Source organism: Haloferax mucosum ATCC BAA-1512 (assembly GCF_000337815.1).
GTDB classification, from domain to species: domain Archaea; phylum Halobacteriota; class Halobacteria; order Halobacteriales; family Haloferacaceae; genus Haloferax; species Haloferax mucosum.
Genome location: NZ_AOLN01000018.1, coordinates 703,185 through 721,645 on the forward strand (window position 1 = coordinate 703,185; position 18,461 = coordinate 721,645).

Sequence of the window (18,461 nt, forward strand, 5' to 3'; positions counted from 1 at the left end):
AAGCGGTTAGTCCCTTAGTTCAGGCTAACCAGGTTGAGGTACGGGCCACTGATGGCCGCAATCTGGAACCCGCTGACACGATTTGAAACACCACGGAGTTCGTCCGCGTAGTCGAGGTAGACCCATGGCGCTTCGTCGTGTGCAATCTGGTTCGCCTCGTTGTACAGCGACTCGCGCTCTGCTTCGTCGTAGGCGCTCTGTCCCTGCTCGACGAGGTCCATGTACTCGCTGTTGGCCCACCCGGAGCGGTTGCTGGTGTTGTAGCCTTCGGCGTCGAAGCTCACCCAGTCTTGGCCGTCGGTGAGTTCGCCTTCTTCCACCTGCGGGTGAAGAAGCACGTACATGAAGTTGTCCGGGTCGGCGTTGTCGGTGTACCAACCGAGGAAACAGGCGTCGTGACGTCCCTGCGCGGTGTATTCGAGGAACGGACCGAACGACTGCTGGTTGATTTCGACCTCGATGCCGATGTCGCCGAGGTTAGACCGGACGGTCTCTGCGGTCTGAATCGGCGACGGGTTGTACCCACGGGGGTTCTGGAACGTCGCCAGTTCGAACGAGAAGCCGTCGCCGTAGCCGGCCTCTTCGAGGAGGCGCTGTGCCTCGTCGGGGTCGTACGGGTACGGGTCGAGGTCGTCGTTGTGGCCGAGGACGTTCGGCGGGAGCGGTTGACTCGCCTGCGTCGCAAAGCCGGAGTAAATCTCGTTGACGATTGCTTCGGTGTTGATGGCGTGACTGATCGCCTGACGGACGCGGCGGTCGCGGAACTCCTCCACGCTCGCCATGTTGAACGCCATGTAGCCGATGTTGATACCCTCGGTGCGGACGAGTTCCGCGTTGCTCGCGTTTTCGACCTGCACGGACGACTGCGCGCCGAGTCCGTCGGTGATGTCGAGTTCGCCGGACGCGAGTGACTGCGCACGCGTGGAGTTCTGACCGATAGTGACGAAGACGACTTCGTCCACGTTGGGACCGTCGCCCCAGTAGTCCGAGTTCGCTTCGAGACGGATGAGTTCGTTCGCGTCGTCGAGGTTGCTCAGTTGGAACGGGCCGGTGCCGACCGGGTTCGAACTGAGTTCCGTCCCGTACTCTTCGATTGCGGCCTGCGAGTGAACCGCGGCCGCGAACATCGCCAGATTGCGCAGGAACGGCGCGTACGTCTGCGTCAGTTCGATCGTCATCGAGTAGTCGCCATCGACCTGAATCTCGTCGATCCACGACCCGAGCGTGAACGGACCGTACGCGGAGACGTAGTCGTCGCCAGCGTAGTTCTCGTAGTCGCTATCGACGAAGCGGCGGTACGTCGCAACGAAGTCCTGTGCGGTGAACTCCTCGCCGTTGTGGAACATCACGCCCTCGCGGAGCGTGATGGAGGCTGTGGTCCCTTCGAGCGTGTACTCCGTGGCGAGTCCCTGCGTCAGCGTGGACTTGCCCGGCTCGAAGTTGATGAGCGTGTCGTACAACTGCTCTGTGACCTTTGCGACTTCCCCGCTCGTGCTGTTTTGGAAGTCGAGCGTCGGCGAGTGACTCCCGCGACCGTATCGCAGGACAGATGGCGAGTCACCGTTTCCACCGGAGTCATCCTCGGTCGTGGTCTCCCCACCGTCAGTGGTCTCTTCGGTCGTGGTTTCGTCGCCGTTACCACCGGTGCAACCCGCGAGGGCCGCGGTTGCCGTAGCCGTCCCCGCGGCGCTCAGGAAGCGACGCCGAGATAGTGAATTGCCATCCTGTGACATACCAGTATCTATCAATGCCACCCTATAAAAATAACGAAGCGCACGAACCACCGATTGAAAGACGACGCCCGGCCTCTCCGGCAAGAATACGGTTAAAACGAAATCGACTCACTCGACAGCGAGTGAGTTATTCATCGAGGAGGTGACAGGCGGCGGGATGCTCGTCCGTTCCGAGTTCGGGTGCGTCGCGCTCGCACACGCTCTCGAATCGCTCCCGAAGTATCGCCGCGGCGTCGTCCCAGTCGCCGTCAACGACGCGTTCGAGCGCGCGGTCGATGACGTCGGTCAGGTCGGCCGAAAGCGAGTGCGACAGATGCGACTCGCGGAGTTCCACGACGACCGCGTTTCGGTCGGCGGTTCCGCCGTCCGCGCTCACCGCGGCTTCTTCGCGTTGCGATTCGCTTAGCGCGCCCTCACGCGCCGTTTCGACGTCCAGTGATTCGCGTTCGACGCGCTGGCGCAGGTCCATCACTTCGCGGTAGGCTTCCTGTTCGATGTCGAGGTCTTCCGGAGGAATGACCTGCGGACACCGCGTCCGGAAGTGACACCCGGAAGGCGGGTTGATGGGACTCGGTACGTCGCCTTCGAGGATGATGCGGTCGTCCGTATCGGCGGCCGGGTCGGGTTCCGGAATCGCAGACAGGAGCGCTCGCGTGTAGGGGTGTCTCGGGTCCTCGAACAACTCGGCGGTCTCCGCGACCTCGACGATTTCGCCGAGGTACATCACGGCCACGCGGTCCGAGATGTGGCGGACCACGGAGAGGTCGTGTGCGATAAAGAGGTACGTCAGGCCGAAGCGCTCCTGGAGGTCTTCGAGGAGGTTGAGAATCTGCGCTTGCACGCTCACGTCGAGCGCCGAGACGGGTTCGTCAGCGACGATGAAGTCGGGGTCCACGGCGAGCGCGCGAGCGATACCGACGCGCTGGCGCTGGCCGCCCGAGAGTTCGTGGGGGTAGCGGTCGTACTGACCGACTTCGAGACCGACGGCGTCGAGCAGTTGGTGGACGCGGCGGCGACGACGCTCGCGGGTCGAATCGCCGGGCGACACCGTCACATCGACCATCGTGATCGAGTCGCCGTCGCGTTCAACCTCGACGTCGGTCCGGAGGCGTTCTTCGACGGAGACACTGACCTCGCCGTCGGCGACGGCGACCGAGACGTGGGCCGTGGCGACACCGTTCGACGAGGGGACGATGGCGTCGATTTCGTCGCTCGCAAAGACCGTCACGCGGTCGGGCGAGATGCCGGACACGTCGGCGACGACCTCGCCGCGAACGTCGGGGTCAGACACCGGCAGGTCGTGTACGTCGAGGGGTTCTCGGATGGTCTGCCCGACGGTCATCCGCGGGTCGAGCGACGACAGCGGGTCTTGGAAGATCATCTGCATGTCGCGGCGCATCCCGCGGAGGTCGCCGCTGTCGAGTCCCGAAAGGTCGGTTCCCGAGAAGACGACACGTCCGCCCGTCGGTGGCGTCAAGTGCAACAGACTCCGTCCGGCGGTTGACTTTCCACACCCCGATTCGCCGACGAGACCGAGCGTTTCGCCCTCGTAGACGGTGAAATCGATACCGTCTACCGCTTTCACGCTCCGGTCGTCGGCCCCGAGGAACTTGTCGAGGATGCCATCGGCCTGTTGGTAGTACTTCTGTAACCCATCGACTTCGAGAAGTGGGGTGTCGGACGGTTTCGTCTGCGACCCTGCCCCGATTTCGTCGTCGCCGCCATACTCGTTAGTGTCGAAGTCGTCGAGGACGCATTTTGAGCGGTGTTCGACCGCCTCGCCGCCGTGTTGCTTGTACGGGATTTCGCCCGCTGTACACTCCGGCTTGGCCCACGGGCACCGCGGCGCGAAGTGGCATCCTTCGGGCATGTCGATGAGGTCGGGGACGTTCCCCTCGATTGGTGTCAGGCGCTCTTTTTCCTCGCTCGGAAGCGATTCGAGGAGGGTGTACGTGTACGGGTGCGACGGGTTGTGGAATATCTCTTCGACCGGTCCTTCCTCGACGATTTCGCCAGCGTACATGACCGCGACCCGGTCGCACGTCTCGGCGACGACGCCGAGGTCGTGGGTAATCATGAGCACCGACATCCCGAGGTCTTCCTGTAGGTCGTCGATGAGGTCGAGAATCTGCGCCTGAATCGTCACGTCGAGGGCGGTCGTCGGTTCGTCGGCGACGAGCAATCGAGGCTGACACGCGAGCGCGATGGCGATGAGGACGCGCTGGCGCATCCCACCGGAGAACTCGTGCGGGTACTCGTCAACGCGGGCACCCGGCTCTGGGATGCCGACGGATTCGAGCACGTCGATAGTCCGTTCGACGATTTCGTCGTCGATGTCGCGGCTGAGTTTGGGCAGGAGTTCGCGGACCGCGTTGAACCACGAGTCCTTCCGACGGCCGCCGTACTGGTGGAGACGAAGACTCTCTGCGACTTGCTCGCCGACCGTCAACGAGGGGTTCAAGGAGGTCATCGGGTCCTGGAAGATCATCCCGATTTCGCTTCCGCGAACGGACCGAAGCGCCTCCTCGGGAGCGTCCACGAGGTCGATGACGTTGCCGTCAACGAACGCGGGGTCGTTGTACTCTTCGCGGAACTCCGCTGCGAGGCGTTGACTCTCCAGTTCGACGGACCCCGAGACGATTTCGCCCGGGTCGTCGATAAGCCCCATCGTCGAGAGGGCGGTCACACTCTTTCCCGACCCTGACTCGCCGACCAGACCTACGGTCTCACCTTCGGCGACCGTCAGGTCGAATCCGTCAACCGCTTTGACGCGACCACGGTCGGTCGAAAACTGTGTTCGAAGGTTCGAAAGAGAGAGCAAGTCATTCATTGAATGAGAATGACCTGCATGGCATGATATACCTTTTCAATTTTTGCCAGACGATGCGATACGAACCAAGCGGCTCGTCTACGGACTCACGCGGTCGAATTCGGTCAAAACCGGTCCCGTCGTCGGGCCGTCGCTCGCTCGCAGGAGAAGCCAAGGTTTAGGTATCGCTCCCCGACACCATGTCGCATGGAAAAACATCCGCTCTCGGACGAGTCGAACACGTGGGAGACGGTGGTCGAAGAGTGCGAGGCGCTCGCTGACGACTATCGAGAGCAAGGCTGGCACGTCGTCGTCGCCCTCCCGGGCGATGTCGTGCCCGTTCCCGGAACGGGCGACAGCGCCGTCGAACACGTCGGTCTCGACATCGTCGTCGGCGACGACGTGTACGGCGACGTCGAAGCGGCCGTCGAGGGAGCGACGTTCGACGAGTACGAGGCGTTCCGCGCGGTCACGAACGGTCTCGTCTACCTCGCGCTCGTCGTTCGCGCGACGGACGACGAGGTTGCGGTCTGTCTGCCGCTGTACTACCGTCTCGCCGAATCGGACCGGATGTTCTCGATGCTCAACAACGGCGAAACCATGCGAACGAAAGTCCACCCGCTCGACCCCGACAAGGGCGTCGAATTCGTCCACGAGGACCCTGAGCCACTGCTCCCGCCGGACTGGGACGCAGACCTCTAAGGCCGTCTTCGAGCCGTTCTGTTAGGAATTCGCGGTGCGTTTGTCACGACGACCAGCGAGCGGTAAGTCACCACTTCGGTGCTTACTGTTCGTCGTCTGCGGTGGCGTCGGTGTCGTCTTCATTCGACACGGTGTCGGCCTCGTCGGAGGCAACGCCGTCTTCACTCGACTCGATATCGTCTGCATCTGATTCGAGGTCGCCGTCGTCCGACTCGGTCTCGTGTTCGGTCACTTCGCGCTGTAACTCCGTTGCCCGTAGTTCCGCCCGCGTGTACGCGTCGTAAATCGCGTAAATCCACACCGCGGGGGCAAGGACAAGCCCGACGGCTATGACGACCGAAAACGACGCGACGACCATCGCCACCGCAAAGACGAGTCCGCGTCCGAGCTCGCGGTTGTATAGCTGACCCATCCCGGGGAAAATTGCCGAGAGAAGCGCCGCGACGAACGGATTTCCACCTTCGAGCAAGTCGTCTGCGGCGGCGTCGAGAGACGTCGTGGGCGGGTTGCGCTGGCGAACTCCGCACTGCGGGCAAATCTCCGCTCGTTCGTCGATGACGGCACCGCAGTCACGACAGAACACCTCGTTCGGGCCACGCTCCTGTGAAGGCTGTTCGTCAGCGGGCGTTGACATACACGGTCTCGGTTCGTGTGCCCCCTAAATGTGTCCCAATCGCACCGTACATTCCTCACTGGCGAGTGGCCGATACACCGAGTCCCCTCAAGTCTCACTGAGTCTCACCGACGCGTCACCGTCACGTGTAGTATATCATTAACAAAGACTGTCCGTGCTGGTTTGCTCTTGCTAACGCCGACCAATAGGAACTCGACCATCCTCGTCGGTTCTCGACACGCTCGGCCTGTGTACCCGCAAAAAATCCCAGTGTAACCGAGCTGATTTTGCAGTCAATAACGGCAGACTGCGTCCGAACGGGCAATACGTCTTCGTGCTAACGCGCCAGTTATATCGTTCTCAATGACACTTCATAACTAATTCTCAGCGGAATCGATTACGTATGCAATGCGAATTATCCCCCCACGGCTATACGCCGCAGTAGTGCACAGCTCCGTATTCCTCGGAATCGCAACCATCGGCGAGATTTACGTCGCCTCGTCGCTCGCGGGCATCGGACCGAATGCGGCCCTCGTCGTCGGATTTCTCATCACCGTCGGCATCTACAACTTCGATAAGCTCGCGGACCTCGACGCCGACGAGACGAACTACGCCGGCCGGACCGCCTTCATCGCGGCGCACCCCAAGGTGTACACCGCTCTCTCCGCGCTCGCCATCGTCGGCGCGCTCGGCGTCGCAATCTACCGCGGCGGTCTCTACGGACTCGGGTTGACGCTCTTTCCCGGCGTCGTCGCCGTCTTCTACAGTTTACCACTCCTGCCGATTCCGTCGGCCGACCGACTCAAAGACATCTTCCTCGTCAACACGGCCACCGTCGCGCTCGCGTGGGCGGTTCTCGTCGCTTTCGTTCCGCTTGCGGTCGCGGCTACCGAACCACGCTATATCGCCGGGGCGACCGTCGCGGCGGGGTGGTTCTTCCTCCGCTCTGCGATTTCGGTCGAAGTCCACAACGTCAGGGACGTCGCGGGCGACAAGGAAAACGGAGTCGCAACCCTGCCGACGGTCGTCGGCGTTCGGCGAACCCAGTTGCTACTGTACGCCATGGAACTGCTCTCACTCGGCCTTCTCGCCGGAAGTGCGTGGCTCGGGTACGTTCCGCGCTGGGCCCCGATTGCGCTCCTGCCTGCTATCGGGTACTCGGCGTGGATTACCTACGCGCTCACGAACACGGACCGGTCCGTGGAGCGACTCTGCACGCTCAGAGACGGTGAAGGCGTGTTGATGTTCCTCGGCGTCGTCGCCGCGGTCCACGGCGCGTCGCTTGTTCCTGTATAACTACGTACATACCCTTTTGTCGCTCGGAGAGAAAGTAAGTGTAGTGAGAACGAACGCCGGGGGTGCGGTACCGTGAACGCGGCCTTCATTGCGCACCCCACCTCTGTGGTCGCCGTCGTCGTCGGCCTGCTATTTATTTCGGGACTCGTCAGCGTCGGCGTCACGGTATACACGTGGCAGGTTCGGCGGAAGCCGGGCGCGCTTGGCCTCAGCGTCCTCGCCGCCGCGAGCGGACTCTGGTCTACCGGCTACTTAGTCGAACTCGTCGTCTCCAACATCGAAGCCAAGCTCCTCATCGCAAACTTACAATGGATCGGCGTCCTCGCGGCACCGATTGCGTGGTTCGTCTTCGCGTTTTCCTACACCGGCCGCGACCGGTACACGACGCCGATACCACTGGTTGTGATCTCCTTTTTGCCGATGCTCGCGCTCGTCGCGGTCTGGACGAGTCCGGCGCACTCGCTCATGTGGTCGGCAGTCGAAGCCGAGCCTCTCGTGGGCGGCGTTATCACCGTCTTGCAATACGATTGGGGACCGCTCTACTGGGTGGTTCTCGGCTACAGCTACTTGCTGTGGGTTGCTGGAACGATTGTCCTGTTTCAGACGGCGTTCGACATGCCGGAGGTCTACCGACTTCAGGCGATGACGCTCATTCTCGGGACGTTGCTACCGGTTCTCGGGAACGTCATCAAGACCCTGCTTGAACTGTATGGAACTGCGGTGGACCTCACGCCGACCGCGTTCGCATTCGCGGGGCTTGCGTACGCCATCGCAATCAACCGGTACGACCTCCTCGATGCACGACCGGTTCCGCGGGGGGTTGCCTGTGAACGCGTGTTCGAGTCCATGGTCGATGCGGTCGTCGTGACGGACACGAAGTGGCGCGTCATCGCGATGAACGAGTCTGCGGTCACAATTCTCGGCCACTCGGCCGACGAACTCAAGGGCAAACCCGTCTCGAACGTTATTTCCGGCATCACACCCGGCGAGCCAATCGGTGACCAAGTCACCATCAGGCTCGGCGACGGCCAACGAGATTTCGAACTTCGAACCAGTGAGTTCACCGACCACCACGGTCGCGCCATCGGCAACGCGCACGTCTTCCGCGACGTGACCGACCGGCGGTTGAACCTCCAGCAACTCGAAGTGATGAATCGCGTCCTCCGACACAACCTCCGAACCGAGGCGAACCTCCTCGAAGGCTACGCCAGTCTCGTCGTAGAGGATATCGACAGCGGCGCACTCGACTCCGCGCGAACGCACGCAGAAACCGTTCGGAACCACGCGACGACCCTCGTAAACATCAGCAAGAAAGCCCGAAAACTCGGTGCCACACGGAGAGACGACGACACCGGCGACGTACAGTTGCTTCCGGCGGCCGTCCAGATACGGGCCGCCGCCGATACCGTCCGAGCCGACTTCCCCGAGTCGAACGTCCGACTGTCGTCGCTCCCCGACGGCGACGCGCTCTGTGCGCCGATACTCGAACCGGTCGTCGCCGAACTCCTCGAAAACGGCGTCGAGCATAACGACGCGACCACGCCAGTCGTGACCGTGACGGCGACCGTCGATGGCGATGAACTGGTGATTCGAATCGAAGACGAGGGACCGGGTATCAGCGTGAGCGAACTCGCCGCCATCGAGGCCCACGGCGAAACGCCGCTCAGACACGGGAGCGGTCTCGGTCTCTGGCTGGTAAAATGGGGTGTTGACCAACTCAGCGGTACCGTCGATTTCAACCGGCGGACGCCGACGGGTTCGAAAGTCGTGCTCCGAATCCCGGTGTCGAGCGAGAAATCCGAGGTGACGTTGGGTTGACTCCGGGGGGTTCGAGCAGACACGACGGCGGTGTGTCTGGAATCAGATGTCGGCGAACGTCCATTTAATTATCATCTCTGATATCTGTAGTAGTGTTTCGTATTGATAGTTATCTCTGTGCTCGGCCGGGAGTCGCTCATAGAACGCGGTAGACGGCTACAAAACAGCCATTTCGAGCAGTTTGGTTCTCACTCGCGTACTCGATTCGCTCGGTCAAATCTTAAATACTGAACTCGGACAACTCCGGTGTATGCCTACCCAAGGCGATAATCGGTCGGAGCAACCCACTCCGACCCTCGAATTCGGTGCCTCCTCGACACCCAACGAGGACGGCAACGTTCCAGCACCGGTCCCACCGGACGACCCGGCCGCGTGGTACGCGCCGACTGTCCGGTCGCAGTACGAAGTCGAACCGGACACCGTCGTCACCATCAGCGACGCCGACCACGGATTCGACTACGACGTTCGAGAGCCGATTCTCGGCACGCGCGAATCCGACGCGTTGGAGACCGTCCGCGACCATTTCTCGACTGTTACCCGGCGACGACCGCTCACGCGTGAAGGGGCGGCCGCCCGCGCTGACTCCGGTCTCTCACCGAAGTATCGGCGCATCTTCGACAGACTGCTCGACCTCACGCCGCCCGCCCGCAGGCGCGTCGAACATCACGCGCTCGCCGAACTCCGGCTCCTCGGATCGGTCACGCCGCTCGCCCTCGACGACCGAATCGAGGTCGTAGACGCGGGTCGCGGCGACGGCTCTGAGTGTCTTGTCGTCCACACCGAAGATTTCGCACCGGCGACGACGGCGTTCGACTCCGACGTCGCGTTCGCCGACCGCATCGCCGCCAAGCGCGTGAGACACTACACTGTTCCGTTCGCGGGCTACGACGTGGACGTGGTCGTCTACCGAGACAGACTGCTCGGCGACGACCGGTTTGCGACCAAATACGCGGTCCTCGAACCCGACCTCGTGCCGGGTGACACGGAACTCATCGAAGAGTGCAAAGAGCGCATCTGGGAAGCGAACGTTGCCGACGTGGTCTCCGACCGAATCGGATTCGTCCGCGACAGGGCGCGCGAGTTCCTCTCGCGGCGACTGACCGCACGGAACACGAGAGCGTGGGTCGATGCCACGAAGTTCCGCGTTCGCTCGGCGCTTTCGGAGTACGGACTTGCGTTACCACCGGTTGACCGTCGGTTCGCCGAGGACCGCCTCGACGACCTCGTCTACTACGTTCTCCGCGACTACGTGGGCGAGGGAATCCTGACGGTTCCCATCCGCGACCCGCACCTCGAAGACATCGAGGCGAACCGCGTCGGCGAGCGCGTGAAGGTCATCCCGCGAGCGGGCATCACCGGACGCGGCGGACTCCGCGTCCCGACGAATCTCGTCTTCGAAGACGAGACGGAGTTCACGAACGTCGTGACCCAACTCGCGGCCGCCGACGGCGTGGAGTTGAACGCGTCGAACCCGAGTGCGAAGGTGAACCTCCGACCCGGGACGGTCGCTGGCGACGCCGAGACGAGCAAGACCGACGAGACGATTCGCTGTGCCGTGGCGCTCCCCGTCATCTCCGAAGGCGGCCCACACGTCTCGATTCGCAAACAGTCCGGCGACGTCCTCACGCCCATCGACCTCGTCGAAAGCGGGTCGCTTTCGACCGAACTTGTGACGTTGCTGTGGCTCTGTTACGAACACCATCGCGTCGTGTTGTTCTCGGGTGCGACGGGTGTCGGGAAGACGACCTTGATGAACGCCCACATGCCGTTTATCCCCTACGACCACCGACCGATTAGCATCGACGAGGGGTCGCGGGAGGTCCACCTGCCGCACGAGACGGGCGTCTCGCTGACGACGCGTGACCACGAATCCGAGTTCAAGCGCGTCTCGATGGCCGACCTCATGACCGAGGCCAATTACCTCAACCCCGACGTCGAGGTCATTGCCGAAATCAACACGCCGGAATCGTTCGCCACGTTCGCGGAGACGCTGAACACCGGCCACGGTGTCATCGGCACCACCCACGCCGCCGACATCGAGACGCTCGTCAACCGCGTCATCGAACAGGGCTTGCCGCCGTACCTGCTCCGCGAACTCGACCTCGTCGTGTTTCCGCACAAGGTCGATGGTGAGCGCTACGTCGCCGAAGTCGTCGAACTCGTCCCGGAATCCGAGTACGACGAGACGTGGGGTCGCCGCGGCGTCATCGAGAAAAACGGTCGGACCCTCCACTGGAACACGATTGCTCGCCGGACGCCGGACGGGTCGTTCGACCTCTCGTACGAACATCCGCAGTTGGGCGACGACCACCGCCGCGTCGGCGTCAGACTGTTCCACCGCATCGCCGAGGCTACGGACAGAGACGTGGAGACGGTCGAACGCGAGTTCCACCGCAAACACCGCTACGTCGAGTATCTCGCCCGCGAGCAGGTGACAGACGTGAACGAGCTGTTCGGCTTCCTCTCGGACCTTCGAACTGACGAAGCCGCGACCGTCGAGCGCGTCCGCCGCCGGATGGCAGAACGCGCCGACGACGAGACCGAAAGCGCTGACGACGAAACCGGAAGCGATGACCGCGCCACCGCGGAGGACCGAGAGCCGTGACCGAACTCGACACCGCACGCGACGACCGAGGTGTCGGACGAGTGCGGTCGCTTTCGGTTCTCGACAGGGCGCTCTACGCGCTCTTCGCCAGACACGTCGATGCCGCCCGTCACGACCGCGACAGACGGCGTTACCGCGGGACCGACATGCGAATCAGCTTCGACCTCTACCTCGCGCGAGCCTACGGACTCGCGTGGGCGAGCGGACTGTTCGCCGCGCTCCCGACAGCTCTCGTCGTGTTCGCGGTTCCCGACGGGACCGTCGATGCCGTCCTCGACGTGCTCCGAGCGGCGATTCCGCTCTTCGAACACGTCCCGATTCCGGTCCTTCCGCGATTCCCGATTGCGGCGGCGTTCGCGCTCGGAGCGGCCGTGGTCACTCGGCGCGTCGTCCTCGCAGTCACCGGGCGCTACCTCGGATGGCGGGCGACCGCCCGGCGGGAGAACATCGAACGGACGCTTCCCGGAGCGGTTCGGTATCTGCACGTCCTCTCGTCCGGGAGCGACGGGCCGCGCGAGATGCTCCGTCGCGTCGCCGAGACGGACGCCTACGGCGAGACGGCCACCGCCTTTCGCGGCGTTCTCAACACGGCGTCGCTGACCGGGAACGTAAACGAAGGACTCCGACGTGTCGCCCGCGACACGCCTTCTGAGGGCATGCTTTCGCCGTTCCTGTTGAAGTTCCGCGAACACGCTGGGCAGGGCGACGACGCCCTCAGAAACTACCTCCGAATGGAGAGCCGAATGCTCGGTCACAGACAGGACCGCGCCCGCGAGCGCGCAGAAGGGTTCCTCGAACTCCTCGCGGAGTTGTTCATCGTGCTCCTCGTGTTGCCGTCGCTCCTCGTCATCGTCCTCACGGTGATGAGCGTCATCGCGCCCGGTCTCTCCGCACCTGTCGCCACGCCGCTCGGACAGACAACCACGCGAGGCATCGTCGTCTACGCGAGTGCCGCGTTCATCGTCGGCGTCGGTCTCGGGGCGAGCCTGCTCATTTCCGGTCTCCGCCCGCCGGACCAATCCGTCGAATACGACAGGCCGCCGCGGGCGTTCGACACGCTCACCACGACGCTGACGAATCCGGCCAGCGCCGGGGTCGTCTTCGTGACTCCGGCACTGTTCGTCGCTGGACTGGCCACGCTCGTCGGTGCCGATGCGGTCGGTATCTCGCTCGCCGGCTACGTCGCTTACGCGGCCCCGGTCGGTCTCGTCGGCATCCGCCGCGCCCGTATCGACGACGCGAAAGACCGCGAACTGAAAGACTTCGTCCACGCCGTCTCGGGGCACGTCAGCCTCGGACGGCCCTTCGCCGAGGCGGTCGAAAACGTCGGTCAGGACGTTGACCTCGGCCCGCTCGATGGCGACGTGGCCGACCTCGCGCTCAATCTCCGATTTACCGCACCGAGTTCCGGGACCGACGTGAACCTCCGAACTGCCGCGCTCGAACGATTCGTCGAGCGCGTCGGGACGCCGATGGCCGAACAGACGATTGGACTCGTCGTCGGCGCGCTCGACGGGGGGAGCGACACGGGTACTGTCTTCGACACGCTCCAGACCGAAATCGGCCGCCTCTACCACGAAAAGCGCGCGCTCCGGTCTGGATTGCTCGTCTACGTCGCCGTCGGCTGGACGACTGCGCTGTTGGTCATCGGTATCACCGTCGCCGTCAACGTCCACGTCTTCGACGGCTTCGCGCAACTCTCGTCGCTTTCGACCGGCGGCGAGTTCGCCATCAACGCGGGGGCGGTTGACCTCGAACGCGACCGCTACCGAATGTACGTCGTCACGCAGGCGACGATGCTCGCATCCGGGTGGTTCGCCGGGACGGCGAGTCGCGGTCGCTACGAGGCGTTTCTCCACTCGGCCGCCCTCGTCGTCGCGTGCTATCTCGTCTACGCGGGGGTCGGTCTGATATGAGACGCCCCACCGCCGCTTCGAACGCCGCGGACCGAACCCGCGCCCAGTCGAACATCGTCGGCGTCGCGCTCCTCCTCGGCATCGGTGTCGTCGCAATCGGTCTCTTGACCGCGAGTGTCGGCACCCTCGTCGATGCGCAGGTTGCGACTGCCGACGCCGACGCCGCCGTCGAAGGACTCACCGAACTCCGAGACGGCGTCTTCGCCGGTTCAAACGAGACCTACTCGCTTCGTGTGACCGACGGCGACCTCTCACGAGTGGACCGGACCGTGCGAGTCATCTCGGATGCCGGCGTCAACAGAACCTTCGGCGCGGATGGCTACGTGGCCGACCTCGGCGGTCAGAGAGTTGCGTTCGTCGGCGGGGCTGTGGTTCGTGGACAGGGCGAAAGCGCCACTCTCGCCACGCCCGTCCCGCTATCACTCGCCGGTGACGTGGCGTTTCTCACGCTGCCGACGGTGACGGCGGATTCGGCCGATGGTGTCGGTCTCGGAACCGGTGCGGCGCTTCGCACGCGAACCAACAGAAGCGTTCTCGACCTCCCGTCCGACGGCTACACCGTCGCCATCGAAACGGAGACGCCAGGCGCGTGGGAACGCGCGTTCGAACGCCGCGGATTCGACCCCTCGCGTGTCGATTACGACGGCGACGATGTCGAGAGCGTCGCCGTCGCGGTTCCCGGCGGGGACCAGACACTCACGCTGGCTCGGTACAACGTGACGGTGGTGGTCGCCGGTGGCTGACCAGTCACACCGCCGCTGTCGGTTGCAGGACACGAACCGCCCGTTCCGCGCGTCCCAGCGCGCTCTCGTTCCGGTCGTCGGCAAGACGCTCGAAGCCGCCGTCGTCGTGTTATTCATCAGTCTCCTGACGACCGTCCTCTTCGGGGGTGTCGTCCCCGACCACCGCGACGCCGTCGGCCACGAACTCGCCGATAGGACGCTTTCGACTGCGGTCGAGGGCGTCGAAACGACCGCAACCGTGCCCGACGCGGCAGTTCGCGGGACTCGCCGAGCGGCCGTCGATCTGCCGCGCTCGATTCACGGGAGCGCCTACCGTATCGATTACGTGCCGAACGCCACGCTCGCAACCGACCCGAACGTGACCGCGCCGGCACTCGTCCTCGACCACCCGACCGACGCGTTCGACCGCACGCTACCGGTGACGCTCCCCGCGTCGGTGAACGTCACCGGCACGTGGGACAGCGGCACCGACTGCGTCGCCCGCGTCGTCGTCGGCGGCGACGAGACGACGCTCGAACTCTCGAACGGGAGACGACAGTGACCGCGACGAACCGCGCGCAGACGTCGCTGGCCGGGCTTGCAGTGGCGCTCGTTCTCGTGACGGCCGTCACCGCCGGGAGCATCGTCGTCGCCGACCGGGCGCTCGCGGATGCGACGAGCGACACACTCGAACAGCACCGCGCCGAACGCGCGGCAGACACGCTCGTCACCGATTCACCACTCACGACCACGAGCGGTCGTCTCACCCGGTCGCTCGTCAACCAGACGAACGCGTCCGAGTTGGCGACGGCCGTGCCCGCACTTCGGAACGCCGACTTTCGTGTCCGCGTTGACGGCGAGACCATTGCCGTTCGCGGCGACCCGCAAGCCGGGACGACCGTCTCCCGCGGCGCGGTCGCTACCGACACGCGCACGGTCAGCGAGACGATCGACCTCAACGACAGCGACGCGATGAGCCTCGACGGCCGAACGAACCAGATTCGGTTCGACGTTGACCCCGACCCGGACACGACCGTCAGAACGGTTCGAGTCGGCGAGAGAGTCGTGTTGCACCGCCCGACCGGAATCGAAGGCACGCACACGGTGAACGTCACCGACTACGCCGACCCGGTGATTCGCGTCGAGCGAGTCGGCCCCGCGCCGACGGGAAGCATCACCGCCTCTGCCACCGCATTCGAGACGACGGCAGTCCGAATCGAGGTGACAGTCGATGCGTGACCGTCTCCAATTCGACCCGTCGACCGGCACCCGCGGGCAACTCTCGTTGACAGTCGTCGAAGCGGCGGTGGCGACGCTGTTTATCCTCGCCGTCGCGGCGAGTTTCTCGCTGATGCCGACCGCGCCCGACCGAGCCGACGAAGCCCTCGACCAACAGGCCGCAGACGCCGCGGTGCTCGTCGCTGATGTGCCCGCCGACGGACCGGGGTCGCTTCTCGGTGCGGCCTGCACGTCCCCGGGTGACTTCGACGCCCGCGCGGCACGCTTACACCGGATTGCAACGTCCGGGGTCCCCGACAGCGCGTTCGTCGTTCTCCGGACCGGCGTCGGGACCGTCGGAACGCCGCCGCCGGAGACGGCACGCGTCGGGTCTGCGTCGGCTGTGGCACCGGACTGTACCGCGACACTGGAGGTGTGGTACCCGTGAGCCGACGTTTCTGTGGTCGGCACGACGAGACGACCGTCGAGCGCGGACAACTCGTTCTCGTCTCCGGCGCACTCGTCGTAGTCGCGTTGTTCGCACTCGTGCTCGTACAGGCGCAACTCGGCTACGCCGTCGCGGACGCGGACCCGGTCGTTGCCGATGTCGCCGCCGCGACAGACGACGCCGTCGAAGCCGCGACCGCGGATGTCGCAGGCCGGTACAGTTGGGCCGCGCGGTCGACTGGCGTCGCGGATTTCAGGACTGAACTCGACCCGTCGCTCACGCGAATCGAACGCGCACACATCGGCTCGGGCGGCGTCGCACTCTCGACGAACGACTCCGTCGCCGCGGGCTGGGCGCTCAGAAACTGTCCCGAAAGCGCGTACCGTGATTTCGGCCAGTGCGTCGCCGACGATGGCGTCGTCGTCCAAGAACGCGCCGGCGAAACGACCATCGTCGCCGTCGCCATCGACGTTCGAATCGGAACGCCGCACTCGGAGACGGACGTGACGATTGTCGCGCAACCGGAGTGACGCGGTGGCTGTCCCTCGATAGCGGACGCCCCACGTACACCCGGTGATGCGATTGGAATCGGTATCTGAACGTTGAAAATCAGGCGAGTCAGAGACAGACCAGTAGAAGCATTCACAGCGTCTGTGGTGACTCCTTTTTCGCTCCTCGGTAATAGACCGCGAAGCAAACGAACAGTACAAACCCGGTGATTGGGGCCAATATATTCACTGGGCCGCTCACGGAACCAATATACTGGAGAATAACGACCTCACAGAGTGCAATTGCGCCGCCCCAGACGAACACGTCTGGAACCCGCGGGAGAAGCTTCCGCTCGGGCGTCGAGAATGTCAGGAAGTTGTTCGGCCCGCCCATCGACAAGACGCATAGGTGCCATAAAAAGTACAGAATGGTGCCAGACGCCAGCGAGTCCGCAACGATGAGAAGCCCGAAGATGACACACAGATAGTGTGGAATGAACGAATGTTGAGGCAGTAGAAACGATTTCTCTGGATTGCCTCGGGCATAGTATACGGTAACTGTCGAACCCTCGTGATAGGAGTTCACGAGTGCAGACGCCGCCTGTGGCCGTATTGCGTAGAACTCAGAACCAGCCGAGACGATGTTAGAGCTGTTGTACGTGACTTGACCGACTGTGTACCGATACGCTATATTTGGTGAGTCACTAGTGACATCGACAGCCCCACGGCCCACGTGAACTGTTTCTGTAAACGATGCAGTCGTCATCGTGCCGTTGGTGACCATCGAATTTTCAATCATTGCGTGTTGTGTAAAAACAAATGCGAGACCGGCAACAACGACTAAGAGACCAACGACGAGTTCTGCGTGGACTAGTGTGAGGGTTCGGTCGTTTCCGTTCGGGTTGCTATTCATACGGCATAGTGAGAAAATTTCAACACGTCTGGAGTCAGTCGGAACGTACCCATCCCTTCATTTCGCCTATTAAGAGGCAAGATAAGTATACTTTTAGCATTGAAATCAGTCTGAGTGGTCCATATATAATCCCCGTCTCCATGCAACCATCACGTCTTGTGATTCGCTGAAATGTCTCATATCCAGCTCCAACCTCGCCAGCTCGCCGTAAGGTGAACCAGGATTCACGTATCGGTCCAAACACCCGTCAGTCGAAGTCGTTGTATCATTTGTAGCGCCCGTAGCACACGTGATGTGCGGGCAGAAGAAATAATGCGTCGAGCAGGGCGACCCGTCACAATAGCACCGCCATTGACAGGAGCAACATAACATGCCTCCGGGTTGAATCGTGTGTATGTCTCTTGAGATAAACGAAGACAGACTCAGCGAGGTGCTTGCTGCGCTCCCGACCGACTACAACGGTGCTGGTCGTCACGTCACATACACTCGACAGAAGTACGAGACAATATACGGAATTCGTCCGGAGACGATTGCAGACGACCTCAACAGAGTGTTTGCAATTACTGTTCGACAGCGAGGAGGGACGATTGGAATGGAACGAGTGAGAGCCGCACAGGAAGCGTTTGATGCGGAGGCACTCCGTGCCGCGGAGAGGCACAGAGACGCGTATGAACTGCTGGTGGAGATCGACGACGTCGGCCCGAAGATTGCGAATGAATACCTCCGAAAAGTCGTTCACGCGTTCAAGTTTCGACCCTCGTGGGTACCCGACCTTTGCGTCCCGCTCGATATCCACGTGACGAAAGCGCTCGTGGACACAAAGTGTATCCACGAGAACGGTGGAAGCCGAACGGGCCGAATGACAGCGGGGAAAGTCTTCAATCGTAATCATGGAAGCACCCCGCGAGAACGAATCGCCGCCGACGATATGCAAGTGGCATTCGAGCGGGCCGCAAAAAAACAGAATGCCAACAGAATCGCGTTCGACGAACTCTGGTCTGAGAACAAGTTCTACCTCTCGATTCCAGCGTTCAGAGACGAAAGTTGCCTGTCTTCATTTCTCGGCGACGGACAGTAACACGACTCACCGCTACCGGACGCAATTGACAATTGTTAACATCCAACACAGCATATCGGTAGCTAGTACCCGTCGCCAGCGGCGGACACCGACGAGGTTGCT

The 18,461-nt window shown here is 62.8% G+C and carries 15 protein-coding genes; 11 read left to right on the plus strand and 4 right to left on the minus strand.

Translation table 11 applies throughout. The annotated features are described in order from the left end of the window. Positions 1 to 14 precede the first annotated feature (14 nt). Together C440_RS16260 and C440_RS16265 are read right to left on the minus strand one after the other, a co-directional pair. Positions 15 to 1,733, minus strand: a complete 1,719-nt coding sequence (locus C440_RS16260) for an ABC transporter substrate-binding protein (RefSeq protein WP_008321758.1) — start codon at positions 1,731 to 1,733, stop codon at positions 15 to 17. A gap of 127 nt (positions 1,734 to 1,860) precedes the next feature. Beyond that, entirely contained in the window at positions 1,861 to 4,563 is a 2,703-nt protein-coding gene (locus C440_RS16265; RefSeq protein ID WP_008321759.1) for a dipeptide ABC transporter ATP-binding protein, read from the minus strand. Positions 4,564 to 4,749: 186 nt separating this feature from the next. On the opposite strand from C440_RS16265, the gene C440_RS16270 reads away from it, so the two are divergent. Further along, positions 4,750 to 5,244 (plus strand): DUF7529 family protein, encoded by a 495-nt coding sequence (locus tag C440_RS16270; protein ID WP_008321760.1) that lies wholly within the window; start codon positions 4,750 to 4,752, stop codon positions 5,242 to 5,244. An 82-nt stretch (positions 5,245 to 5,326) separates the two neighbouring features. On the opposite strand, the gene C440_RS16275 is transcribed toward C440_RS16270, so the two are convergent. Next, positions 5,327 to 5,878, minus strand: coding sequence for a zinc ribbon domain-containing protein (locus C440_RS16275; RefSeq protein ID WP_008321761.1), 552 nt, complete (start codon positions 5,876 to 5,878; stop codon positions 5,327 to 5,329). Positions 5,879 to 6,301: 423 nt separating this feature from the next. Here C440_RS16275 and C440_RS16280 point away from each other — a divergent pair, with 423 nt between their 5' ends. The 9 genes from C440_RS16280 to C440_RS16320 all read left to right on the plus strand — a co-directional run bounded on the left by C440_RS16280 (position 6,302) and on the right by C440_RS16320 (position 16,410). Then, on the plus strand, positions 6,302 to 7,153 hold the full coding sequence (locus tag C440_RS16280) for a UbiA family prenyltransferase (RefSeq protein ID WP_008321762.1): 852 nt from the start codon (positions 6,302 to 6,304) through the stop codon (positions 7,151 to 7,153). Positions 7,154 to 7,225: 72 nt separating this feature from the next. Further along, positions 7,226 to 8,971, plus strand: coding sequence for a histidine kinase N-terminal 7TM domain-containing protein (locus C440_RS16285; protein WP_008321763.1), 1,746 nt, complete (start codon positions 7,226 to 7,228; stop codon positions 8,969 to 8,971). A gap of 250 nt (positions 8,972 to 9,221) precedes the next feature. Continuing rightward, positions 9,222 to 11,576 carry a type II/IV secretion system ATPase subunit gene (locus C440_RS16290; RefSeq protein WP_049915926.1) on the plus strand — a complete coding sequence of 785 codons (2,355 nt, stop codon included), beginning with the start codon at positions 9,222 to 9,224 and terminating at the stop codon, positions 11,574 to 11,576. Next, positions 11,573 to 13,492, plus strand: a complete 1,920-nt coding sequence (locus C440_RS16295) for a type II secretion system F family protein (protein ID WP_008321765.1) — start codon at positions 11,573 to 11,575, stop codon at positions 13,490 to 13,492. The genes C440_RS16290 and C440_RS16295 overlap by 4 nt, the downstream gene beginning before the upstream one ends. Next, positions 13,489 to 14,235: a DUF7289 family protein gene (locus C440_RS16300; RefSeq protein ID WP_008321766.1), complete on the plus strand. Its 747-nt coding sequence runs from the start codon at positions 13,489 to 13,491 to the stop codon at positions 14,233 to 14,235. The genes C440_RS16295 and C440_RS16300 overlap by 4 nt, the downstream gene beginning before the upstream one ends. Next, the gene (locus tag C440_RS16305; RefSeq protein WP_008321767.1) at positions 14,228 to 14,776 is read left to right on the plus strand and encodes a DUF7266 family protein; all 549 of its coding nucleotides are present in this window, start codon (positions 14,228 to 14,230) and stop codon (positions 14,774 to 14,776) included. The genes C440_RS16300 and C440_RS16305 overlap by 8 nt, the downstream gene beginning before the upstream one ends. Next, positions 14,773 to 15,453: a DUF7263 family protein gene (locus C440_RS16310; protein WP_008321768.1), complete on the plus strand. Its 681-nt coding sequence runs from the start codon at positions 14,773 to 14,775 to the stop codon at positions 15,451 to 15,453. The genes C440_RS16305 and C440_RS16310 overlap by 4 nt, the downstream gene beginning before the upstream one ends. After that, positions 15,446 to 15,880, plus strand: coding sequence for a DUF7262 family protein (locus tag C440_RS16315; RefSeq protein WP_008321769.1), 435 nt, complete (start codon positions 15,446 to 15,448; stop codon positions 15,878 to 15,880). The genes C440_RS16310 and C440_RS16315 overlap by 8 nt, the downstream gene beginning before the upstream one ends. Continuing rightward, entirely contained in the window at positions 15,877 to 16,410 is a 534-nt protein-coding gene (locus C440_RS16320) for a DUF7261 family protein (RefSeq protein ID WP_008321770.1), read from the plus strand. Before C440_RS16315 ends, C440_RS16320 begins: the two co-directional genes overlap by 4 nt. Positions 16,411 to 16,522: 112 nt before the next feature. Here the strand turns inward: C440_RS16320 and C440_RS16325 are convergent, their stop codons facing one another. Continuing rightward, a complete protein-coding gene (locus tag C440_RS16325) occupies positions 16,523 to 17,281 on the minus strand; it encodes a DUF3592 domain-containing protein (protein ID WP_008321771.1) in 759 nt (252 codons plus the stop codon). Between the two features lie 592 nt (positions 17,282 to 17,873). Between C440_RS16325 and C440_RS16330 the strand changes: the two genes are divergently transcribed. After that, entirely contained in the window at positions 17,874 to 18,359 is a 486-nt protein-coding gene (locus tag C440_RS16330) for a hypothetical protein (RefSeq protein WP_241432048.1), read from the plus strand. Positions 18,360 to 18,461 lie beyond the last annotated feature (102 nt).

What these genes read in the sequence shown, in the direction of transcription:
- C440_RS16260 (WP_008321758.1), bottom strand. Translation starts at nt 1,733, where the DNA reads ATGTCACAGGATGGCAATTCACTATCTCGGCGTCGCTTCCTGAGCGCC.
- C440_RS16265 (WP_008321759.1), bottom strand. Translation starts at nt 4,563, where the DNA reads ATGAATGACTTGCTCTCTCTTTCGAACCTTCGAACACAGTTTTCGACC.
- C440_RS16270 (WP_008321760.1), top strand. Translation starts at nt 4,750, where the DNA reads ATGGAAAAACATCCGCTCTCGGACGAGTCGAACACGTGGGAGACGGTG.
- C440_RS16275 (WP_008321761.1), bottom strand. Translation starts at nt 5,878, where the DNA reads ATGTCAACGCCCGCTGACGAACAGCCTTCACAGGAGCGTGGCCCGAAC.
- C440_RS16290 (WP_049915926.1), top strand. Translation starts at nt 9,222, where the DNA reads ATGCCTACCCAAGGCGATAATCGGTCGGAGCAACCCACTCCGACCCTC.
- C440_RS16300 (WP_008321766.1), top strand. Translation starts at nt 13,489, where the DNA reads ATGAGACGCCCCACCGCCGCTTCGAACGCCGCGGACCGAACCCGCGCC.
- C440_RS16315 (WP_008321769.1), top strand. Translation starts at nt 15,446, where the DNA reads ATGCGTGACCGTCTCCAATTCGACCCGTCGACCGGCACCCGCGGGCAA.
- C440_RS16325 (WP_008321771.1), bottom strand. Translation starts at nt 17,281, where the DNA reads ATGAATAGCAACCCGAACGGAAACGACCGAACCCTCACACTAGTCCAC.
- C440_RS16330 (WP_241432048.1), top strand. Translation starts at nt 17,874, where the DNA reads ATGGAACGAGTGAGAGCCGCACAGGAAGCGTTTGATGCGGAGGCACTC.